Annotated in this window: 18 protein-coding genes; 13 read left to right on the top strand and 5 right to left on the bottom strand. The window is 69.1% G+C overall.

What is annotated here, in order from left to right; genetic code table 11:
* Position 1 precedes the first annotated feature (1 nt).
* The 12 genes from ABZS66_RS33315 (at position 2) to ABZS66_RS33260 (ending at position 13,515) form a co-directional block, all read left to right on the top strand.
* Positions 2-1,492, top strand: coding sequence for an NAD(P)/FAD-dependent oxidoreductase (locus ABZS66_RS33315; RefSeq protein ID WP_354764694.1), 1,491 nt, complete (start codon positions 2-4; stop codon positions 1,490-1,492).
* On the top strand, positions 1,489-2,694 hold the full coding sequence (locus ABZS66_RS33310) for an FAD-binding oxidoreductase (protein ID WP_354764692.1): 1,206 nt from the start codon (positions 1,489-1,491) through the stop codon (positions 2,692-2,694). The genes ABZS66_RS33315 and ABZS66_RS33310 overlap by 4 nt, the downstream gene beginning before the upstream one ends.
* Before the next feature lie 9 nt (positions 2,695-2,703).
* Positions 2,704-3,630 (top strand): dihydrodipicolinate synthase family protein, encoded by a 927-nt coding sequence (locus ABZS66_RS33305; protein WP_354764690.1) that lies wholly within the window; start codon positions 2,704-2,706, stop codon positions 3,628-3,630.
* Entirely contained in the window at positions 3,627-3,923 is a 297-nt protein-coding gene (locus tag ABZS66_RS33300; protein ID WP_354764688.1) for a (2Fe-2S)-binding protein, read from the top strand. The genes ABZS66_RS33305 and ABZS66_RS33300 overlap by 4 nt, the downstream gene beginning before the upstream one ends.
* 65 nt (positions 3,924-3,988) lie before the next feature.
* Positions 3,989-5,434 (top strand): NAD-dependent succinate-semialdehyde dehydrogenase, encoded by a 1,446-nt coding sequence (locus tag ABZS66_RS33295; protein WP_354764686.1) that lies wholly within the window; start codon positions 3,989-3,991, stop codon positions 5,432-5,434.
* Positions 5,435-5,455: 21 nt separating this feature from the next.
* Positions 5,456-6,823 (top strand): aminotransferase, encoded by a 1,368-nt coding sequence (locus ABZS66_RS33290; protein WP_354764684.1) that lies wholly within the window; start codon positions 5,456-5,458, stop codon positions 6,821-6,823.
* A 2-nt stretch (positions 6,824-6,825) separates the two neighbouring features.
* Positions 6,826-7,851: an NAD(+)/NADH kinase gene (locus tag ABZS66_RS33285; protein ID WP_354764682.1), complete on the top strand. Its 1,026-nt coding sequence runs from the start codon at positions 6,826-6,828 to the stop codon at positions 7,849-7,851.
* On the top strand, positions 7,851-9,212 hold the full coding sequence (gene gcvPA, locus ABZS66_RS33280) for an aminomethyl-transferring glycine dehydrogenase subunit GcvPA (protein WP_354764680.1): 1,362 nt from the start codon (positions 7,851-7,853) through the stop codon (positions 9,210-9,212). The genes ABZS66_RS33285 and gcvPA overlap by 1 nt, the downstream gene beginning before the upstream one ends.
* Entirely contained in the window at positions 9,209-10,717 is a 1,509-nt protein-coding gene (gene gcvPB / locus ABZS66_RS33275) for an aminomethyl-transferring glycine dehydrogenase subunit GcvPB (protein ID WP_354764678.1), read from the top strand. The genes gcvPA and gcvPB overlap by 4 nt, the downstream gene beginning before the upstream one ends.
* Positions 10,714-11,619 carry a 3-hydroxyacyl-CoA dehydrogenase gene (locus tag ABZS66_RS33270; RefSeq protein WP_354764676.1) on the top strand — a complete coding sequence of 302 codons (906 nt, stop codon included), beginning with the start codon at positions 10,714-10,716 and terminating at the stop codon, positions 11,617-11,619. The genes gcvPB and ABZS66_RS33270 overlap by 4 nt, the downstream gene beginning before the upstream one ends.
* A gap of 300 nt (positions 11,620-11,919) precedes the next feature.
* The gene (locus ABZS66_RS33265; RefSeq protein WP_354764674.1) at positions 11,920-12,894 is read left to right on the top strand and encodes a proline racemase family protein; all 975 of its coding nucleotides are present in this window, start codon (positions 11,920-11,922) and stop codon (positions 12,892-12,894) included.
* 105 nt (positions 12,895-12,999) lie between these two features.
* On the top strand, positions 13,000-13,515 hold the full coding sequence (locus ABZS66_RS33260; RefSeq protein WP_354764672.1) for a hypothetical protein: 516 nt from the start codon (positions 13,000-13,002) through the stop codon (positions 13,513-13,515).
* 92 nt (positions 13,516-13,607) lie between these two features.
* Here ABZS66_RS33260 and ABZS66_RS33255 read toward each other — a convergent pair whose 3' ends face one another.
* From ABZS66_RS33255 to ABZS66_RS33240, 4 genes are all read right to left on the bottom strand, one after another.
* A complete protein-coding gene (locus ABZS66_RS33255) occupies positions 13,608-14,144 on the bottom strand; it encodes a hypothetical protein (RefSeq protein WP_354764671.1) in 537 nt (178 codons plus the stop codon).
* A gap of 558 nt (positions 14,145-14,702) precedes the next feature.
* Positions 14,703-16,541, bottom strand: coding sequence for an asparagine synthase (glutamine-hydrolyzing) (asnB, locus tag ABZS66_RS33250; protein WP_354764670.1), 1,839 nt, complete (start codon positions 16,539-16,541; stop codon positions 14,703-14,705).
* A gap of 612 nt (positions 16,542-17,153) precedes the next feature.
* Complete coding sequence (locus tag ABZS66_RS33245) at positions 17,154-18,095, bottom strand: zinc-binding alcohol dehydrogenase family protein (protein WP_354764669.1); 942 nt, start codon at positions 18,093-18,095, stop codon at positions 17,154-17,156.
* Between the two features lie 1,308 nt (positions 18,096-19,403).
* Entirely contained in the window at positions 19,404-19,985 is a 582-nt protein-coding gene (locus tag ABZS66_RS33240; RefSeq protein WP_354764667.1) for a hypothetical protein, read from the bottom strand.
* Between the two features lie 251 nt (positions 19,986-20,236).
* Between ABZS66_RS33240 and ABZS66_RS33235 the strand changes: the two genes are divergently transcribed.
* The gene (locus ABZS66_RS33235) at positions 20,237-20,383 is read left to right on the top strand and encodes a helix-turn-helix domain-containing protein (RefSeq protein ID WP_354764665.1); all 147 of its coding nucleotides are present in this window, start codon (positions 20,237-20,239) and stop codon (positions 20,381-20,383) included.
* Positions 20,384-20,532: 149 nt separating this feature from the next.
* Here ABZS66_RS33235 and ABZS66_RS33230 read toward each other — a convergent pair whose 3' ends face one another.
* On the bottom strand, positions 20,533-21,003 hold the full coding sequence (locus ABZS66_RS33230; protein WP_354764663.1) for an SUKH-4 family immunity protein: 471 nt from the start codon (positions 21,001-21,003) through the stop codon (positions 20,533-20,535).
* Between the last annotated feature and the right edge of the window lie 1,121 nt (positions 21,004-22,124).

Genomic DNA, 22,124 nt, shown 5'->3' with positions numbered 1-22,124 from the left:
GATGACGAACGAGCACACGGACGGGGCCGGAACCATGCACCACCTTCTGGTCGTCGGCGGCGGACCGGCAGGCATCTCCGCCGCCCGGGCCGCGGCCGGCGCCGGCCTCGCCGTGACGCTCGTCGACGAACGCCCCACCCTCGGCGGGCAGATCTACAAGCAGCCAGGCCCCGGGTTCACCGTGGACGACCCGGCCGCCATGGACGCGCAGTTCCGCACCGGGCGGGCGCTCATCGAGTCGCTGCCCGATGAGGTCACCGTCCTGCTGCGCACCAGCGTGGTGGCGGTCGAGGGCCCCGACGTCGTGGTCGTCACCGAGGGACAGCATGCCCGCACACTGCACGCGCCGCGGCTGGTCATCGCGCCCGGCGCGCACGACCGGCCGGTCGTGTTCCCCGGCTGGACGCTGCCCGGCGTGATCACCGCCGGCGGGCTGCAGACCCTGGCCAAGACGCAACGGATCCTGCCCGGCGAACGCATGGTGTTCGCCGGGTCGGGCCCGGTCGCGCTGGCCTTCCCCGCCCAGCTCGCCCAGTACGGCGCGCCGGCCGGCGCCAAGGTGGTCACCGCCCTGGAGGCCGGCCCGCCGCCCGGCCCCGCCGACGTGGCCCGCATCGGCCGCGCCGCCATGGGCAACACCGGCCTGCTGCGCGACGCCGCCCGCTACCGCGCCACCCTGCTGCGCCACCGTGTCCCGCTCAAGTACGGGCGGATCGTCGTGCGCGCCGAGGGCGACGGACGGGTGGAACGGGTCGTGCACGCCGCCGTCGACACCGACTGGCGGGTCATCCCCGGCACCGAGGAGACGGTCGAGGCCGATGTGCTCTGCCTCGGCTACGGCTTCGTGCCGTCCATCGAACTGTTCCGCCTCGTCGGCTGCGACTTCGACTACGACGAGGACCTCGGCGGCCCGGTCGTGCGCCGCGACCAGTGGCAGCGCACCACCGCGCCGGGCGTGTACTGCGCCGGTGACGGCGCCGGCGTCGAGGGCTCGTTCGTCGCCATCGACACAGGGCAGATCGCCGGCCTGGCCGCCGCCCTCGACGCCGGTGCCATCGACTCCCGCGAGGCCCACGCGGCGGCGCGACCGGCCCGACACCGACTGGCCCGCCGCCGCGCCCTGACCGCCGCCACCGGCCGGCTCTACCGGGTCGGGCCGGGCATCTACGAACTGTCCACACCGGACACCGTGGTGTGCCGGTGCGAGGCGGTCCGCCAGGCCGACCTGCAGCCCGCGATCGAGTCCACGGCCGACATCAGCGTCGTCAAGGCCTACACCCGCGCCGGCATGGGCCCGTGCCAGGGCAAGAACTGCCAGCGGCAGATCGCCGCGCTGATCACCCACGAGCACGGTGGGGCGATCACCGACGTACCCCTGGCCACACCGCGCATGCCAATCCGGCCGGTACCGATCGGCGCGATCGCCGACTACACCATCGTCGGGCCGACGCTGTTCCTGCCCGACGATCCGGAGAGGGGACCGGCGGCGTGAGTGCCACGGACATCATTGGCGTCCCGTTGCCCAACGCCGCGCAGCTGCGCGGCGAACTGCCGAAGGAGACCGACGTCCTGGTCATCGGCGGCGGCATCGCCGGTGCCGCCATGGCCTACTACCTGGCCGTGCAGGGCGTCGACGTGGTGCTGGTCGAGCGCGGCGAACTCAACCGCGAGGCCTCCGGCACCAACGCCGGCAGCTTCCACCTGCAGCTGGCCATCCACCAGTTGTCGGGGCACGGCACCGGAGCCGACCGCGAGCGGCTGCTCACCGAGGCCCGGCAGAGCCTGGAGGCGTACGAACTCTGGAAGGACCTCGGCCGAGAACTCGAGGGGGACCTGCACGTGCACCAGACCGGCGGCTGGATGGTCGCCGAGACCGACGAGCAACTGCGCACCCTGCACGAGAAGCGCGAGCTGGAACAGCTGGCCGGCATCGAGACCGACGTCTACACCGGCCGGGAGCTGCGCGACCGCGCCCCCTACCTCAGCGAGAAGCTCACCGGTGCCTCCTGGTGCCCGGTCGAGGGGCACGCCAACCCGCTCATCGTCACCCCGCTCTACGCCGTGCGGGCGATCGAGCGCGGCGCCGTCATCCGCACCCACGCCGAGGTGCACGGCATCACCGTCGACGGGCCGCGCCGCTTCACTGTGGACACCAGCATCGGCACCATCAAGGCCGCCCGCATCGTCAACTGTGCCGGCGCCTGGTCCGCCGAGATCTGCGCGATGGTCGGCCTGCGCCCGCCGATCCGCAGCGAGGGCCTGCACGTCAACGTCAGCGAGCCGCGCGCGCACGTGCTCACCCCGATGGTGCAGCATATCGGCCGCCGGCTCACCCTCAAGCAGAACGAGAAGGGCACGTTCATCATCGGCGGTGGCTGGCCCACCCCCGAGGCCCCGCCGCCGCGGCGCTACCCGACCAGTTGGCACAGCGCGGCCGGCAACACGGCGGTCGCCGTGACCGTTGTGCCGCTGCTGGAACACGTGAAGATCGTGCGGACCTGGTCCGGCGTCATCGTCTTCACCGACGACCTCTCCCCGGTGGCCGGCGAATCGGTCAAGGTGCCGGGCTTCCACGCCTGCATCCTGTCCACCGGCTTCACGTTCAGCCCCATGTTCGCCCGGATCCTCGCCGAGCACATGGTCACGGGCGGCCCGTCGCCATTCCCCGAGCGGTACTCGCTCGACCGTAGTTAGGAGAGACCGATGAACCGCGACGACGTCGACTGGCAGGGCTACTTCCCTGCGTTCGTCACCCCGTTCACCGAAGCCGGCGAGCTCGACCTGGACACGCTGCGCAAGCTCGTCGACCACTACGTCGCCGAGGGCATGCACGGCATCGTCGTCAACGGCACCTGCGGTGAATGGTTCTCCCAGACCGCTGAGGAGCGCCGCGCCGTCGCCGAGGCTGCCGCCGGGCACGCCGCCGGCCGGCTCAAGGTCCTCGTCGGCTGCACCGCCTACACGGCCAGGCAGACCGCCGAGTTCGCCAAGCACGCCCTCGCCGCCGGCGCCGACGGGGTGCTCGCCTCGCCACCGCCCTACGCGAAGCTGTTCCCGAACGAGGTCATCGCCTTCTACCAAGACATCAACGCGCTCATCGACGGCCCGCTCGTGGTTTACAACTGGCCACACGGCTCCGGTATCGACATCGACACCGAGCTGGCGGACCGGCTGGCTGACATCGACCAGATCGTGGCGATCAAGGACAGCACCCCCAGCGCCGACCAGTTCTTCGCCACCTCCCGCAGGGTCCGCGACCGGGTCCGCGTCTTCGGCCCCTACATGACCGCGCGCGGCGTGGCGGAGCTCAAGACCGAGGGCGGCGACGGCACCGTCGGCGGCGGGTCGCTGTTCGGCCGGCCCGACCCGCAGTTCTGGGAGAACTACTGGAAGGGCGACTTCGCGCCTATGGAGGCGCACGCCGAGGCGAGCGATCGGCTGTTTCCGAAGCTGTGGCTGCCCGGTGGCTGGGCCGGCAAGTACGGCGCCTATCAGAGCCAGCTGAAGGTCCTCATGCAGATGCTGGGCCAGCCGGGCGGGCACGTACGCAGGCCGCGGCTGCCGGTCACCGACCCCGACAGCCTTGCCGCCATGCGCGCCGTGCTGGTCGGGGAGGGTCTGCTGCGGTGAGGCTGCCGGAGAAGGGCCTGACCCGCGGCCCACGCGTCAACATCCTCGTCGACGGGGAACCGGCGTCCGCGTACGTGGGGGAGAGTGTCGCGGCGGCGCTGATGGCCGACGGGGCGATGCGCACCCGCACCACGGCGGGTGGCGAGCCGCGCGGGCTCTTCTGCGGCATGGGCGTGTGCTTCGACTGCCTCGTCGAGGTTGACGGCGTGCCGAACACCCGCGCCTGCGTCACCTGGGTGCGCGAGGGCATGCGGATCGACCGTCAGGACGGGCCCGGCACCGCGCCGAGCTAAGCATCAGTCACGCTCGCTTGCCGCATTTCCGCACGCTATGCGAGCTAATCGACCGCGGAGGCAATATGGAATTGGCCGACAACTCCCTGCTCAGGCAGGACCTCTTCATCGACGGCACGTGGGTGCCCGGCGCCGCCGGCGAACGCTTCGACGTCACCGACCCGGCGACCGGCAAGGTCATCGCCCAGATGGCCGCCGCGACCGCCGACGACGTGCGGCGCGCCATCGCGACCGCCGAGGCCGCGGCGCCTGGCTGGGGCCGCACGACCGCGCCCGAACGCTCCCGCATCCTGCGCCGCTGGTTCGACCTGATCGTCGCCAACGCCGACGACCTGGCCGCCATCCTCACCGCCGAGCAGGGCAAGCCCCTCGCCGAGGCGAAGGGCGAGATCCTCTACGGCGCCGGGTTCGTCGAGTGGTACGCCGAGGAGGCCAAGCGCACGTACGGCGAGGTGATCCCGTCGAACGTGGCCGGCCGCCGGCTGCTGACCCTGCGCCAGCCGGTCGGCGTCACCGCGTCGATCACGCCATGGAACTTCCCGTCGGCGATGATCCTGCGCAAGGCCGGCCCGGCCCTCGCCGCCGGCTGTCCGATGATCATCAAGCCGGCCGAGGAGACGCCGCTGTCCGCGACCGCCCTCGCCGAGCTGGCCCACCGCGCCGGCATCCCGGCCGGCGTGCTCAACGTCATCGCCGGCGACCCGCCGACGATCGGCCGGCTGCTCACCGAGAGCCCGGCGGTCCGGGCGCTCAGCTTCACCGGCTCCACCGAGGTCGGCAAGCTGCTCATGGCCCAGAGCGCCAGCACGGTCAAGAAGGTCGCCCTCGAGCTCGGCGGCAACGCCCCGCTCATCGTCTTCGACGACGCCGACGTCGACACTGCCGTGGCCGGGGCGATGGCCTCCAAGTTCCGCAACGCCGGCCAGACCTGTGTCTGCGCCAACCGGGTCATCGTGCAGTCCGGCATCCACGACGCGTTCGTCGCGAAGTTCCAGCAGGCGATCGAGGCGCTACGGGTCGGCAACGGCTTCGAGTCCGGCTCCGAGCAGGGCCCGCTGATCACCGAGGACGCCGTGGCGAAGGTGCAGCGGCACATCGCCGACGCCGTGGCCGGTGGCGCAACGGTGCAAGCCGGCGGCGAGCGGCACCCGCTCGGCGGCACGTTCTTCACCCCGACCCTGCTCACCGGCGTCACCCGCGACATGCTGATCTGCCGCGAGGAGACGTTCGGCCCGGTCGCCCCGGTCATCAAGTTCGATACCGAGGACGGGGCCCTCGCGATCGCCAACGACACCCCGTTCGGCCTGGCCGCCTACTTCTTCACCACCGACCTGGGCCGCACGTGGCGGGTCGGCGAGGCCCTGGAGTTCGGCGTGGTCGGCGTCAACACCGGACTGATCTCGTACGAGGGCGCGCCCTTCGGTGGTGTCAAGGAGTCCGGCCTCGGCCGCGAGGGCTCCCTGCACGGCATCGACGAGTTCACCGAGATCAAGTACCTGTGCATCAACTAGCCCATGGAAGTGCTTAAACCGATGACCATCGAAGATGTCGACAAGAATTTCGTCTTCCACCCGTTCACCAACGCACGGGAGCACGCGGACCACGGCCCGCTGACCATCGTCAAGGGCCAAGGCTCGACCCTGACCGACACCCGCGGCAAGGAATACCTCGACGCGATGGCCGGGCTGTGGTGCGTCAACATCGGCTACGGCAACGCCGAGATGGCCGAGTCGCTGCGCGAGCAGACCCTGAAGCTGCCGTACTACCACACGTTCGCCTCAATGGGGAACGAGCCGGTCGCGCAGCTGGCCCAGCGGCTCATCGCCATGGCGCCCGGCGAAATGTCGAAGGTGTTCTTCGGCAACAGCGGCTCCGACGCCAACGACACCCAGGTGAAGCTGGTCTGGTACTACAACAACGTCCTGGGCCGCCCACAGAAGAAGAAGATCATATCGCGGAGCCGTGGCTACCACGGCGTCACCATCATGTCGGCCGGCCTGTGCGGGCTGCCCGGCATGCACGCCGGCTTCGACCTGCCGCTGCCGATGATCAAGCATGTGCGAGCCCCGCACAGCCTGTGGGAGCAGAAACCGGGCGAGACCGAGGCGCAGTTCGTACAGGGCCTCGCCGACGAGCTCGAGCAGACCATCCTGCGCGAGGGCCCGCACACCGTCGCCGCGTTCATCGCCGAGCCGATCCAGTGCGCCGGCGGCGTCATCGTGCCGCCCGCCTCCTACTTCCCGGCCATCCAGGAGGTGCTGCGCCGCTACGAGGTACTGCTCATCGCCGACGAGGTGGTCACCGGCTTCGGCCGCACCGGCGAGGAGTTCGGCAGCAACGTCTACGGCATCCAGCCCGACCTGATGACCGTCGCCAAGGGCATCACCTCGGCGTACGTCCCACTGTCGGCCGTCATCGTCTCCGACCACGTGTGGAACGTCGTGCTCGAGGGCTCGGAGAAGTTCGGCCTGTTCAGCCACGGCTACACCTACACCGCCCACCCGCTCGCCGCGGCAGCCGCGTTGACCAACCTCGACATCATCGAACGCGACGGGCTGCGCCACCAGGCCAAGGCTCGCGGCGACCACCTGGCCGAGCGCCTCCGCGCCGAGTTCGCGGGCCACCCGCTCGTCGGCGAGATCCGCGGCTACGGCCTGCTCGGCGCGGTCGAGTTCGTCAAGTCCAAGGACCCGATGACCGCGTTCGACCCCACCGGCAAGGTCTCCACCGCCGTTGTCAAGCGCAGCCGCGAGCTCGGCGTCATCACCCGGGCCCTGCCGGCGTCGGACACCATCTCCTTCTCCCCACCGTTCGTCGTGACCGACGGCGAGATCGACCGGATGGCCGCCCTGACCCGCCAGGCCCTCGACGACGTCGCCGCGGACCTGAAGCTGCTGTAGGGATGGGGATGCTGATCGGTGTTGTGGTCAACCCGGTCGCCGGAATGGGCGGCCGGGTCGGTCTGCACGGCACTGACGGTCCCGACGCATACGCCGAGGCGCTCAGGCGAGGTGCCACCCCGGTCGCACCGGGTCGGGCCCGCCGCGCGCTTGATCGATTGCAGTCGCTGGCTCCCGACGCCGAGGTGCTCGAGGCCTCCTTCGCCGCCGGCTCCTCCGCCGGCGACACCATTGATGCCGTACGCGATCTTGTTGCCAAGGGAGCCGGGCTCATCCTGTTCGCGGGCGGCGACGGCACCGCCCGCGACGTCGTATCAGCCGCTGTGGCCGTCCCGATACTCGGCATCCCGGCCGGAGTGAAGATGCACTCCGGCGTCTTCGCCGCGACGCCGGAGCTGGCGGGGGAGGCGGCGGCCCGGTTCTTGGCCGACCCGTCACGGCTGGTCGACGCCGAGGTGGTCGACCGCGATCCCGGCGGCGGCGTGGTGCTGTACGGTGTTGCGCCGGTCCCGGCCGCCGGTGCTGCGCTGCAGCGGGCCAAGGCGGTCCAGTCCATTGTGGATGGAAGTCTGGAAGGCCTCGGCCGCGAGGTCGCCGCCGAACTGAGGCCGCACAAGATGTATCTGCTCGGACCCGGGACCACCGTCGCCCACGTCAGCCACGCCCTCGGTCTGCCCTCCTCGCCATTGGGCGTTGACGTGACGTACGAAGGAAGGCTCCTGGCTCTTGATGCCTCGGAGCAGGAACTGCTGTCGCTGATCGGGGAGCATGGCGCGCCGGGTCTGATCCTCGGTGTCGTCGGCGGGCAGGGATTCTTGCTCGGGCGCGGCAACCAGCAGCTCAGCCCGGCCGTCCTCGCCACCGTCGACGACCTGCAGATCCTCGCATCCGCCGGCAAAGTTGCGGCGCTCGACCCGCCCGTGCTGCGCGTAGATCTCGATTCCCTTGCTGAGAGCTTCACCGGTTATCGCAAGGTCCGCACCGCGCGAGGGCACAGCACAGTCCTCAGAATCGTAGAAGGAGCATGATGGCCCATCCCTACATGCCGAACTCCGCGCCGCAGGCCAAGGCCGCCATGCTGGAGGCCCTCGGGATCAGCGACGTGGACGTGCTGTTCGAGCAGATCCCGGCGGACCACCTCGGCACGACGCCGATCGACCTGCCTGCCGGCGTGCGCGCTGAGGCGAGCGTGCGGCGGGAGATCCGGCGGCTGCTCAAGCGCAACGACAACACCGCCGACAACCTGAGCTTCCTCGGCGCCGGCTATGCCCGCCACTACGTGCCCGCGCTGTGCGACGAGATCGTCAACCGGGCCGAGTTCCTTACCCCCGTCTGGGGCACCCCATCCTCCGACCACGGCCGGAACCAGGCCTGGTTCGAATACGCCTCCCAGCTCGGCGAGCTGGTCGGCATGGAGTTCGTCGGGCTGCCGGTCTACAGTTGGGGCGCCGCCGCCGGGCACGCGGTGCGGATGGCCGCGCGGCTGACCGGCCGGGGAACGATCCTGGTGGCGGGGTCGGTCGGGCCCGAACGACTTGCGGTCATTCGGACCTACTGCGGGAGCGGGCTTCGCCTGGAAACCGTTCCGTTTGATCCGGCGACAGGTCTGCTGTCGCTCGATGCGGTTGGCCCGGACGTTGCAGCTGTGTATCTGGAGACGCCCAACTACCTCGGGGTGATCGAGGCCGACCTCGCCGCGATCGCCGCCGCCGCGCGGGCCGCCGGCGCCGAGACGGTGGTGGGCGTCGACCCGATCACCCTCGGCGTGCTCAAGCCGCCGTCGCAGGTGGGCGCCGACATCGTCGTCGGCTCGACCCAGCCGCTCGGCGTGCACCTCAACGCCGGTGGTGGCGCGGGCGGGTTCATCGCCACCCGCGACGAGGAGCGCTATGCGCGCGAGTACCCGACGCTGCAGGTCAGCATCGCCGACACGATCGTGCCCGGCGAGCGCGCGTTCGGCATGACGCTGTTCCACCAGTCCTCCTACGGTTCCCGCGAGGACGGCAACGACTGGACCGGCAACTCGGTCTACCTGTGGGCGATCGCCAACGCGGTCTACATGTCGTTGATGGGCCCCTCCGGCTTCGCCGAGATCGGCGACACCATCCTGCGCAACGCCACCGCGGCCGCCGCCCGTCTCGCGTCTGTTGATGGCGTACGGGTCCGGTGGCCCGGCTTCTTCAAGGAGTTCGTCGTCGACTTCAGCGATACCGGCAAGACCGTCGCCGAAGTCAACGCGGCCCTGCTATCCCGGGGCATCTTCGGCGGCAAGGACCTCTCTTCCGATTTCCCCGAGTTGGGTCAAGCCGCGCTCTACTGCGTCACCGAACTGCACACCGCCGACGACATCGAGACCCTGGCCGACGCGCTCTCCGAGGTGATCGCATGATCCGCAAGTACCACGCGCCCGTCTGGAGCGAGGCCCTCATCATGGAGATGGGCGGCCCCGGCCGGCGCGGCACCGTGCCCCCACCGGCGTTCGGCGACCCGGTCTCGCTGCCTTCCGCCTTGCGTCGCGACACGCCCCCGGCGCTGCCCGAGGTGTCCGAGCCCGAGGTACTGCGACACTACCTGCACCTGTCGCAGCAGACGATGGGCATGGTCGGCATCAGCCTCTTCGGCACCTGCACGATGAAGTACAACCCGCGGGTCAACGAACAGCTCGCCGCGCTGGACGGGCTCGCCGAGGTCCACCCCGACCAGGACGACTCGACCATCCAGGGCCTGCTCGAGGGCATCCACAGCTTCGACCTGATGCTGCGGCAGCTGTCCGGCATGGACCGCTTCATCTTCCAGGCCGGCGGCGGCGCCGCGGCCGCGTACGTGCACGCCGTGGTCACTCGCGCCTACCACGAGTCGCGGGGCGAGCTGGCCCAGCGCCGCGACATCATCACCACCGCCCAGGCCCACCCGTGCAACCCGGCGACCGCGGCCGCAGCCGGGTTCAACGTCATCACACTGCCCGTCGAGCAGGACGGGTACGCCTCCGTTGCCGCCTTGAAAGCGGCGGTCACCGACCGCACTGCCGCGCTCATGCTGAACAACCCCGACGACATGGGCATCTACAACCCGCACATCAAGGAGTGGGTCGACATCGTGCATGAGGCCGGCGGCCTGTGCTTCTACGACCACGCCAACTTCAACGGCGTCATGGGCCGCATCCGCGCCGCCGAGCTCGGCTTCGACGCGTGCATGTTCATGCTCCACAAGACCTTCGGCGTGGCCAAGGGCGGCGGCGGACCGGCCGTCGGCGCCTATGGCTGCACCGCAAAGTTGATCCCGTTTCTGCCCGGGCCGCTGATCTTCGAGGAGGGCGGGTCGTACCGGCGGATGGAGAACCCGACCGGGGTCGGTCGCGTCCGCGAATACCTCGGCAACGCCAACCAGGTGATGAAGGCATACTCGTGGCTTCTGTCGATGGGCCTCGACGGCATCAAGGAAGCCGCCGACATCTCCGTGCTTGCCAACAACTATATGGAGAAGCGGCTGCTGGCCATCCCGGGCGTCACCAAGTCGTTCGACCACCTGACCAAGCACCGGCTCGAGATGACCCGGATGAGCCTCGAGAAGTACACCGAGGAGACCGGCGTCAGCGTCCTGGACGTGCAGAACCGGATGACCGACTACGGCATCGACGCGTTCTGGCTCAGCCACGAGCCGTGGATCGTGCCGGAGCCGTTCACCCCTGAAGCGGGCGAGGCCTGGTCACTTGAGGAGATCGACGAGTGGATCGACGTACTGGCGCATGTGCTGGAAGAAGGTCGGCGGGATCCGGAACTGGTGAAGTCGGCCCCGCACAACCAGGTCGTCGCGCAGATCAATGGGGCGTCGCTGGACGACCCGAACCGGTGGGCGACGACCTGGCGGGCGTACCAGCGGAAGAACCCGTCGTGACTCGGATCGCGATCGTCGGCGCGGGCAGCATCGGGGTGGCCTGGGCGATCGTCTTCGCCCGGGCCGGCCACTCGGTGGTCATGCACGACGTGTCTTCCGCCCGGCTTTCAGACGCTGTTGCCGAGGTCGAGCAGCGCGCCGCCATGCTGCGGTCGTTCGGGCTGCTCGAGGGTTCGCTGAGTGTTTCGGTTGCTGGATCCCTTGAGGAAGCGGTTGCCGACGCCGACCACGTGCAGGAGTGCGTGGTCGAAGATCTCGAGGTGAAGCGGTCGCTGTTCGCGTCGCTCGACGGCCTGGTCCGGCCGTCCTGCGTGCTGGCCAGCTCCACCTCAATGATCCCCGCGTCCCGGTTCGCCGCCACGCTCTCCGGCCGCTCCCGCTGCCTGGTCGTGCACCCCGGCAACCCGCCCTACCTCCTGCCGGTCGCCGAACTCGTCCCGGCCCCCTTCACCGACCCGCTCCTGGTCGAGCGCACCCGTTCGCTGCTGTCCTCGGCCGGCATGATCCCGGTGCTGGTCCGCAAGGAGATCGAGGGCTTCGTCTTCAACCGCCTGCAAGGTGCTCTGCTCCGCGAGGCCTACGCTCTCGTGCGGGACGGGGTCGCCTCGCCCGACGACATCGACGTGGTGGTGTCGCAGGGCCTCGGCCGCCGCTGGTCGATCCTCGGCCCGTTCGCGACCGCCGAGCTCAACACGCGGGGCGGTATCCGGCGCCACGCCCAGGTGATGGGCCCCGCCTACGCCCGCATGGGCGCCGAGCGCGGCGACCACGGCCAGCTAACCGCCGACCTGGTCGAGGAGGTCGCGGCGGCCCTCGCGGAGCGGCTGCCCCGCGACCAATGGGCCGAACACGTCGAGGCGCGCGACCTCGCGCTGATGAAGCTCACGCAGGCGTTCGCCTGAGACAGAACGGGTGCCCGGCCGGACTGGCGTCAACCCCGCCCGCGTCGGTGGGCTACGGCCGCCGGGCACCTGCCTCAAGCGCTCGCCGCTCCGCGACACCTGCGACGGCTCGGTGGTCTACGGTCCTGTCGCGCAGGCGCACGGGTCGGGCCACCTCTCGCGCGACGAGGTACTGGGCCCGACAGCCCATCGCCAAGTTACCCAGATTCCCCGCTACGCCGAGGATTCCTGCCGATATCGAACGTTACCGCCAGCCCCACGAAGCAGGAGGCGTCGTTGAAAACTTCGAGACTTATCCATGTGGTCGACACGCACACAGAAGGGATGCCGACCCGCGTCGTGGTCGGAGGCGTGGGCGCTCTTCCTGGCGAGTCCATGTCGGAACGCCGCCGCTACTTCCTTGAGCATATGAACGACCTGCGGACGTTCCTGATGTGCGAGCCTCGCGGACACGAGGCGATGTCAGGCGCGCTACTGCAACCGTCCACCCGCCCGGACGCGGATGTTGGCGTCCTCTACATGGAAGTCGAGGGAAGCGTCCCGGCTTGTGGACACGGGGCCATGGGCGTGGCGACGGTCATGGTCGAAACCGGAATGGTCAACGTCGTGGAGCCGATCACCACGATCCGGCTCGACACGCCTTCCGGCCTGGTCGTCGCCGAGGTCGAGGTAAGCGACGGCAGCGCGCGCAGGGTCACCATCAGCGGGCTGCCATCGTTCTGCGCCGCGACCGACCTAACCGTCACTGTGCCAGGCTACGGAAGGATCACTTACGACCTCGCGTACGGCGGCAACTACTGCGCGATCCTCGAGCTCGCTCAGCTCGGGTTGCCGTTCACCCGCGATGCGCGTCGGGACATCCTCCAGGCCGGCCTCGCGGTCCTCGCGGCGATCGTCGACCAGCAGCCGCCCGTCCATCCCTCTGGCGAGCTCGTCGAGTTGAGGCATGCGCAACTGCTCGCACCTGGCGCTACCGGCGGGCACTCGCGGCATGCCATGGTGATCAGCCCTGGCTGGTTCGACCGGTCGCCATGTGGGACTGGAACCGCAGCGCGGATGGCGCAGCTGCACGCGCGGGGGATGCTCTCGCTCGACACCGACTTCGTCAACGAGTCTTTCCTCGGTACCCACTTCATTGGCCGGCTTGTGGGCGAGACCTCTGTCGCAGGAGTGCAAGGCGTCCTGCCGTGGATCTCGGGCCGGGCGTGGGTCACCGGCACTGCTCAGTACAGCCTGGACCCAACCGATGTTCTGCCGAACGGATTCCTGCTCTGATCGGATGTCGTCGTCTTGACGTTCGTTCCTTGCACGTGCCGAAACCCCATCCGCCCTGGTGGGAGCCGACGCACGGGCGGACCTGGGTGTCGACAGTGGTCGGTCGTGTCGACCTCTCGTGCGGCCGGCGATCGCCGCGACATGATGATCGATCGTGATCCTGGCCTTGCGCCACCAGATCACCGTCTTGGAGCGGCATCTCGGCAACGACAGGCCCCGGTTCGAACCGAGCTTCCGGGTGTTTCTGCCGGCGCTGCTGCATCTCGTTCCGACCATTGTGCTGCGTCGGTTGCGGCCGCTGGTGCGCCTGGGCGCCGTCCTGCGCACCCCGGGATCCTGCTCAACCTCGACGCGCACATCAGCGCCACTTCCGGCTGGCCCGGAAATGCCCGCAGTCGCTGGATCGCTCCAGACGACGACGATCTGCTTCTCACCTCGTGCCGAAGCTACGACCGCGCCCGCAACATCAACCTCGTCGCCGGCATACTGCCCGGACTCACCGACTCCTTCACCATCGACGGCGTGCCCACCGAATTCACCGCCGCCGCGACCTGCGCCTCGCATCCGGGCCCGCCACGCCACCACCAGCGCGTCAACACCGCCCGGGTCCGACGCGCCTGATCCTGGGCGGACTGATCAAAGAAATATTCGCAGGCAGCGTAGCCGAGACCGGATTTACGAGCCCGACAGGTTGTGGCGGCGGTGCCGAAGCATCAGGCGCGGAACGGTGTCTGTGCTGGCATTGATCTGCGGCGGCGGTCGGTGTTGTCCGGGTCGGGCGCCGCGACCGGATGGGAGAACACCGCCGGTGCCGGGGCCATCGCCGATACAACCGGTACAACTGGTGACGGCGCGGGAGCGACGGCGGTCGGTACCGGCGGACTCGCCGCGTCGAGTTGGTTGACGGCGTCCGCCGCGGACAGTGCGCCGGACGCGACAGCCCGCCACAGGCTGGTGTTGCCCGCCTGTGTGGCGACGATGTGCTGCTGCAACGATGCCGGGCTGATGCCCCGCGCAGCCAGCAGCGCTGCGGCTGCCGGCTCGAGATCCATCCAGGGATGCACCGTTTCGGGGGTGAACCCGTGCGCGGCCCACTGCTTCGCAAGGGCGGTGACACGGTCGCCGACGCGCGCCGGAATGACATCCCGATCACCGCGCCGCTCGCCCAACAGTGCGCGGGCAAGTTCGGTAAGCCCGGCAATCGGCACCCAGCGGACCGACGAGTCGGCCCCTCGCGCGCGGCTGTTCATCGGTGTCGCCCAGCAAGCGACGGAATGGTCAGGCGAAAATCCATACGACCATGATCGCTCATCGCACCGTCCCGGCCTCTACGGGTCGCCCCCGAGCGCTGCCGACACATCCGGTGCTGGACCTGACCCGTTTTGACGGACATCTGAGATGAGGAGCCTGTGGGCTCCGGGAGGATGTCCTTCATCATGGAGAGCATGGGAAAGAAGCGGTCCCGGCCTCGTCGTGCGTTTACGGCGGAGTTCAAGGCCGAGATCGTCGAGTTGTGCCGGCGTGGTGACCGCACGATCGGGCGCCGCTCTCACCAACGCCCTGCAACGTCGGCGGCCCGCCGATGGGCTGATCTTCCACCCCGACCGCGGCTGCCAGTACACGTCCTTTCAATGGGCAGTTTCGTGGCGGCGGGTCTCCAGGGACAGGGGCTGACGCGACCCGAAGACCTACAACCCGGCCGGCCCAACGGTGTCAAGGGGCCGGGCTCCGGCCAGTGCGCGGGCCTGTAGCCAGCACCGCAAAGGGCCCCTGTCCAGGTCGGACGGGAGCCCTTTCTCATGTCTCGATCAGGTAAGCGCCAGCCGGACCGGGTAGCGGCGCAGCCACAGGTTGAGGCCGAGCAGCAGCTCGACCGAGCGCCGGCTCATCCCGAACCCGCTCTCCTCCAGCGGGGCAGCCAGCGTCTCCCGGACCCGCGGCGGGTTGATCAGCTCCGCGATCGGTGCCTGCGGGTCGTCGACGACCTCGGTCAACGACTGGCGCAGCGTTCGTTCGTACACCCGATCCTGCGTCGACGGGTACGGGCTCTTCTGCCGGCGCAGAACCGACTCGGGCAGCAGGTCGGCGACGGCGGCGCGCAGCACGCTCTTCTCCCGGCCGTCGAATGCCTTCATCGACCACGGCGTGTTGTAGACGTACTCCACCAGCCGGTGGTCGCAGTACGGCACTCGGACCTCCAGCCCGTGCGCCATGCTCATCCGGTCCTTGCGGTCCAGCAGGGTCTGCAGGAATCGGGTCAGGTGCAGATAGGAGATCTCGCGCATCCGGTGCTCGGCCGGCGACTCGTCGGGCAGGTGATCGACCTCGGCCAGTGCCTGCCGGTAGGCGGCGTCCCGGTACCCGTGCAGATCCAGCGCGCGCTCCAACTCCGGGGCGAACAGCCCCTGTGTGCCGCCCGGTCGATCCGGCAGCGCGGTCAGCCAGGGGAACCCGTTGGCGTTGACCGCGGTGGGGTCGTGGAACCAGCGGTACCCGCCGAACACCTCGTCCGCCGACTCGCCGGACAACGCGACGGTGGAGTGCTCCCGCACCGCGCGGAAGAGCAAGAACAAGGAGGTGTAGAGGTCGCCGAGGCCGGTCGGGATGTCGTTGGCGACCATGACCTCCGTGCGGTACAACGAATCCGTCAACTCGCCGCTGTTCAACACGATGTCGGCGTGCTGGGAGCCGACGTGCTTGGCGACCTCGTGGACGTAGGGCGTGTCCGGCTCCGGCCGCATCGCGTCCGGGTGGAAGTGCTCAGTCTGCCCGACGAAGTCGACCGCGAACGAGCGCACCGGCCCGAGCCCCTGCTCCCGCGACCCGAGAGCGGCGAGCGCGGTGACCGCCGACGAGTCGAGCCCACCGGACAGCAGGGTGCACAGCGGTACATCCGCGATCAACTGCCGACGAATGATGTCTTCCAGCAGGTCTCGCACGGTGTGTACGGTCGTGTCGAGATCGTCCGGATGCGGCCGCGCCGACAGCCCCCAGTAGCGGCGCGTCCGAGTACCGTCCCGGTCAACGACAACAACGTGGCCCGGCCGGACCTCGTGCACCCCGCGATAAACGCCGTGCCCCGGCGTCTTCACCAGCGCCAGCAGCTCCCGCAGCCCGTCAAGGTCCACCTCGGCCGACACGTCCGGATGGGCCAGAATACTTTTCGGCTCCGAGGCGAAGAGCACCCCGTCCGGCGTCGGATGGAAGCACAGCGGCTTCACCCCCATCCGGTCCCGGACCAGCAACAGGCGCTGCTGGCGGCCGTCCCACACCCCGAAGGCGTACATGCCGTTGAGCCGTTCGGCGAGACCCTCGCCCCACTCGAGGTAGGCGTGGAGCACGACCTCGGTGTCGGAGTCGGTCCGGAAGTCGTGCCCGAGCGCGCGCAGCTCCCGGTAGTTGTAGACCTCCCCGCTGTAGGTGAGGGCGACGGTCGGCTGCCGGTCCTCTTCGGCGAGCATGGGCTGAACGCCGCCCGCCAGGTCGATCACGGCCAGCCGGCGATGGCCGAAGCCGCAGTGCTGATCGAGCCAAAGCCCTTCGGCATCGGGTCCGCGGAGCGCGGCGGTGGCCGTCATGACCCGGAGCGCCGACTGCTCATGGACAAGATTCCGGTCATACGCGACCCACCCGACAATTCCACACATAGTTGGCCCGTACCCATCCAGCGCCGGGCACACTCGCCCGCAACGCCTGACTTGCGACGCGGGTCGTGGGGTCGACCACCGAGATCGTCCGAGCGTTCGGTCACGGTCGGGTCGTCTGGGACGGAAGGCGCCACGAACGCACCGTGGTACTCAACCGGTAGGTCCGATGTCACGGGCTTCGCAGCGCGCGACAAGCCAGTTCGACCCAGCGGGTGCGTTCTGGGGGTGGGGACTGGGCGTCCGGGGCCGAGTGGAGCAGCAGCGCGATGTCGTCCACCGTCAGGTCCGGGTGGAGGGTGCCGTCGGCGTGGCCTGTGGGGTTTCAGAACGCTGCCATGTCCGGTGGGCTGGGATTCGAACAGCGCCTCAACATGGCGGTCCACATCGCTCCCTGACCCTCCCGGCGCGACGCCCACGCCGGCAACCTCCCGGCGCGACAACAGCAGCGATGGTAGGCCGGTGAGCAAGGAATTCCCGTATCGGGACACCGCGAACCACCGGCCGCCGGATGCCCTCGCTGGCAGGCCGCGCTCTCCCGGCTGCGCCCCGGTATTCGGCCGCTAACAGGTCCCGGACGGCCGGATCAAGACCGAGCTGACTGTGGCGCGGGCGCTACGGTGTCAGGACCAGCCGGGCGTGTGCGCCGTGCTGTTCCTGCTCCCAGGCGCTCGCCACGTCGGCCAGCGGTAGCCGGATCACGTCGACGGCGATCTCGCCGCGGGCAGCGCGTTCGGTGAGGCTTCGGTATGCGTCGCGCCGTGCCTGCAGCGGGGCGCGAAAGACCACGAACCCGAGGATCTCCAGTTCGGCGGCGCGGATCACGGCCGCGGGGACGTTGATGGTGGGGTCGGTGGATGCGCCGATCTGGACGTGACGTGCGCCGGGTGTGGCGGCCTGCATGGCCGCCAGGGCTGGTTCGCCCCACAGCGGGTCGATGATGACATCGATCCCGTGGTCGCCGGCCGCCTGACGGAAGGTGGACGGCAGGTCGGTGCCGGCGGCGAGGACCACGGTGGCGTCCGCGCCGTGTTGGCGTGCCCACTGCAGGCGCTCCGGGTCGCGGGCGGCGGCGATCACGTGGGAGGCGCCCAGGGCCTTGGCGGCTTGGACCGCGACGGTACCCACCGCTCCGGTCGCGCCGAGGACGAGCACCGATTCGCCCGGCTGCAGCCTGGCGCGCCAGCTCAGGGCGAGCCAGGCGGCCAGGCCGGTGTTGCCCAACGCGGCCGCGGTGGCGTCGTCCACACCGGGGGCCACGTCGAGCAGGTCCGTGTCGGGCACCAGGGTCCGCTGGGCCCAGGACCCGTACGGAGCCACTGGGGCGTCGAAGTAGACGCGACGGCCGTGGGCCGTGCGACCGACTCCGTCGGACCCGACCACGGACGGAATCGGCGGTGGCCCGGTGTAGAACGAGCCGGAAGCCTTGGCCAGGTCCAGGTGGTTCACGCCGGCGGCTGCCACATCCACCACGACCTGACCCTCGCCGGGTTCGGGTTCGGCGAAGTCCCCGAAGCGCGGCGGGACACCCACGTCGTCGAGTACCGCAGCCTTCATGCTCCCACCGTAATGCCGCCGCGGGCGCCCAGCGGGCGGAGCGACGGGTGAGGCGAAGGCCGCGGCCGCCCCGGAGGCTTCGTATCGGCTTCCTCGTCGGCGCCCGCGACCGACACCACGCAGGCAGTACCCATCCGGGTGGCCTAGGGATGGAAGAATTCGGCGCGCGCCCGCGCGACTCCGGCGGGATCGTTTCCATGGGGATGTGGCCGGCCCTCGCCACCCGGACCAGGCGCGACTGCGGGATCTCTGCCACGAACCGCTCGGCGTATTCAATGCGTTGGAACGGGTTGTCCTCTCCCCATACCAGCAGCTCCGCAACGGTGGACTCGCCCAGACCGGCGACGAGACCTTGCGTGTAGTCGCCGTGTGCCGCCCCAGCCAGGGCCATCCAGGAGCGTGCCACCCGAGGGTCGGACCAGGGAGAGACATGGTCGGCCAGCTCCGTCTCTGTCGCCGGCCGCATGAGTCCTGCCGTTAACGCCCGGCGCCTGGCGGCGACCATGTCCGGCGCCGACGTCGCGGCGACGACGGCAGGATCACGGATTCGGGCCACGGTTGGCACCGGCCACGAGTCGTATGTCACCGAGTTCACCGGGGCGAGGGCTCACACCACGATCTCACCGGGACGGACGACAAGGAGGTGCTAAGCAAGCGCACCGCCGATGTCATGGCCAACGACGTTCGCCGGGCCCTCCACCCTGAGCGCTGCCAGGAAGCGGGTCACCCAATCTGTCATGAGCCATCGCAAAATCCTCCACTTTTCTTGGTCCGCGCCGAGCTGCGCGGATCCCTGCGGAGCCGCGCGGGTGATGGCGGAGAGAGCGCAACTCGCACGTCATGCCCGGGCGGTCACCCGCCTCGTGCCATGAACGCAGGCTGGTCCGGCTCCGGTCACCAGCCGGGCGACTACCAAACGCCCTTGTGGAATGACGAGGTCGAGTCGAGATCGTCCTGGCAGAGCTGGCTCAATCACCGGCTTTCCTTATCGCGTTTGTAGCGGCGCTCCGGGTGGACTTGCTGACCGGCTGCGTCAGCGGCAGGCGTCGTGCATGGCAGTTCACCCTCGTGCCTGACCTCGGCGACCCGGGTGACCGACTGCGACTGCGCCTGACGGTGGTTTTCCAAGGTGATCAGCGGTAGGCACAAGCAACAGGGCCGATGCCCGATCCGTTCGGCGCGACCCGAGGCGCACCACCACCACACGGCCGCGGGCGACTGAGGCAAGTACCGACAGTTAGGAGCGTCGACGATGACCGCAACGCCCCGCATGTCATGGCCAGATCTCCTTATCGCGGCCGCTACCGGTCAGGTGGAGCGGCCGTTGGGGTAGACCACGCGGAACCCGAGGTGCTGCGCCAGTGGCGCCCACCGGACGGTCTTCATCAGCCGCTCCACGCTGTCGACCCGGGTGCCATTGACGAGATTGTTGAGCACCACCGTCTCCAGCGCCGCGGACTCGATCCAGTCGATCTCCTTGGTGAAGCCACAGACCATCGCGGCCCTGGTCTCGCGCAGGAACTCGGTGAGTGTCGTGTCGGAGGCGCGCAGCGCCGAGCAACTGCCGAAATAGAGTCGCTTACCCTCGCACCGCCCGCTCATCCAGCTGCCCAGCTCGGCAAGCCCGACCGTGTGGGCATCGGACAGGTGCAACTTGGTTGGTGCACCATGCAGGGCGAAGAACCCGACGTGGTAGGCCGCGTACTTACGCGTCAGCCAGGTCTCAGCGTAGTAACGCATCTCCTGCGGGGTGGCGGTGTCGCGGTGGATGTACCGGATGGCACCAAGGCGCTCGAGCAGGTCCAATGTCGGCAGCACCGAACCACGTTCGGCGAGGTTGTCGTCCCAGTTGCCTTCCATGCAGAACACTCCGCCGGGCTTGGCCACCACTTCGTCTCCTGTCCTCGGCGTCGGGTGGTCCATCCTACGGACGCCGGCGTAAGCCGGACCTGTACGACCGGACGGCTACATAAGAACCATTGTGGTGCTCGCCGGGCGACCGCACTGTGCGTCGTGTCGCGCGGTCGGGGGCAGCGGCGGCTGGGGCCGTCGTTCTCCGGTGCTACAGAGATTGAATCGTCAGGTTTAGATCGAGGCTGGAGCGGCGTGTCGGCAGTCGATGGGCGGCGTATTGGGTTCGGGTGCGCTATCCCGACGGTCGTGGGCTGACGGCCGAAGGCCGGGCCCGACGTGAAGCGGTCCGGTTGCAGGCGGCGGCGTTGTTCGCGCAGGACGTGCCGGTCCCGGAGATCGCCAGGCGATTGCGGGTGTCGCACAACGCGGTGTGATCGTCACGCCTCGTACGCCGCTCGGGCTGGCCCTGACCCACGGTCCGCTGCGCGCTCGTGCCGAGCATCGAGCGTCAGGTGGGCGTCACAAGAAGCGTCGTCACGCGCGGTCGGGGGCGGCCAGTGGCGTCAGGAGCTGCGGCGGTTCGTTACAGGATCCCGTCGTCGACCTGTTCCAGGACGAGCGACCACCACCCGGTGTCGACGGCGGGTCTGTCGATCTCCCGTAAAGTCTTCTTGAGGTGCTTGATGCGGGCAGTACGGTTGTCCGGCTTACGGACGGCAGGTTTGATCTCGCCACGCCGGAACGCGGCAAGTTTCTCAGTCATCTGCTCGGCCGTGTACGTCGCTGGCGGCGGATCGTCGGTGGCCGCGAAGAACTCCCCGAACAGGTCGATGAAGCGGCGTAGCGCGGCAACGGAGGAGTTCATCGGCGCCCGACTGCGCCGGTCCGGGCAGTACGACCACACCGCGCCGGCGCTGTCGAGCCCGACCAGTTCGGTGGTGGGTTCCCACACATAGCCGATGACTGACAGCCGTTCGCCGTCCACGGTGACCTCAGCCGGTATGGCCGTGGTGTCCAGCACGACACCGAGCGTGGCTTGGTTCGATACGTTCACCCCTACGAGGCTACGACTAGGACGCTGCAACCCCTACGGCTGTTCATGGCAAGCGCTGTCCGCACCAAAGGACGCCGTCGACAAAGGTCGCTGATGACCACGCGACGGTCGCCTACACGTGACCACACCAGACAGAGCCACACACGTAGCGATAGCCCCTGGCTGGGAACTGTTCACGTCGAGCATCCACGCTGATGGACGCGTAGCGATTCGCTTCCCCGATCGAGCGTGCAAGCGGCACCACCGAGCCGTAGATACCAAACACCGAGGTGCCTAGCCAGCCGACACTGGGTCGCTGCCGGTCGCAATGTTCGCAAGACAGACCGTGTGACATCCGCTCATGCCGCCGACCGGGCGTTCCAGCTTCGCCATCGAGCGTCACGCTCGGTACACCGCTCCTACGGCTCTGAAGCTCGGTCCGGTGCGCACTCGTGCCGAGTTCAGTGCACGCGATCAAGGCCGCGAGTTTGCGTCGGTCGTTACAAGAAAGTCGGCCTTGTCGACCTGCCGGTCTCAGACGGCTTCCGTTCGTAGCCACACTCATCGTGTACCCAGCGGTCGAGGTAGGCAGCTCTGTCTTTCGGCGAGTCCACGACCCTCAGCCACTCGGCTGCCGCTTGCTTCATGTGTCGGACCGCAGCGGCATCCTGCTCCGGCGATCCTCGCCCAGGAGCGTCCATCTCGTCGGTAAGCGCTCCCCAGATCAGGCTGAGAGCTGCTGGTATCTCGGCGAGGTATTCGCCTTCCGGGGTTTCGGACATAGAACTTACGGCCAGGCCCTGAAACCCAAGACCTGCGTCATAGGTCGGCCAGCCTTCCCGTGCATCGAGCACCAGGCGTGCCTGGTCCATGGTTGCTGCGAGGAAGCCCGAAGGCCCGCTTTCCGGGTGCCATCCACCTGCCACGGCCAGCACGTTACGCCGACCCTCTCGATCGCTACTTCAAGACGCACCGACCACAGCACCGCACTCATCTGCCGCAGGTCGCGCGCGCCGGCCCTTGGCGAATTCGTGACTGTCGGTAGCCGACCACCCAGCCCTCGTCGGCGGTGGGAGACGCACCATCATGCCGAGAAGAGCGCATTCGATCAAGGGATCAGACGGCAGAAAGGCCGCGCAAGC

Source organism: Dactylosporangium sp. NPDC005572 (genome assembly GCF_040605515.1).
Lineage (GTDB): Bacteria > Actinomycetota > Actinomycetes > Mycobacteriales > Micromonosporaceae > Dactylosporangium.
This window is presented reverse-complemented; position numbering and strand designations above follow the sequence as displayed.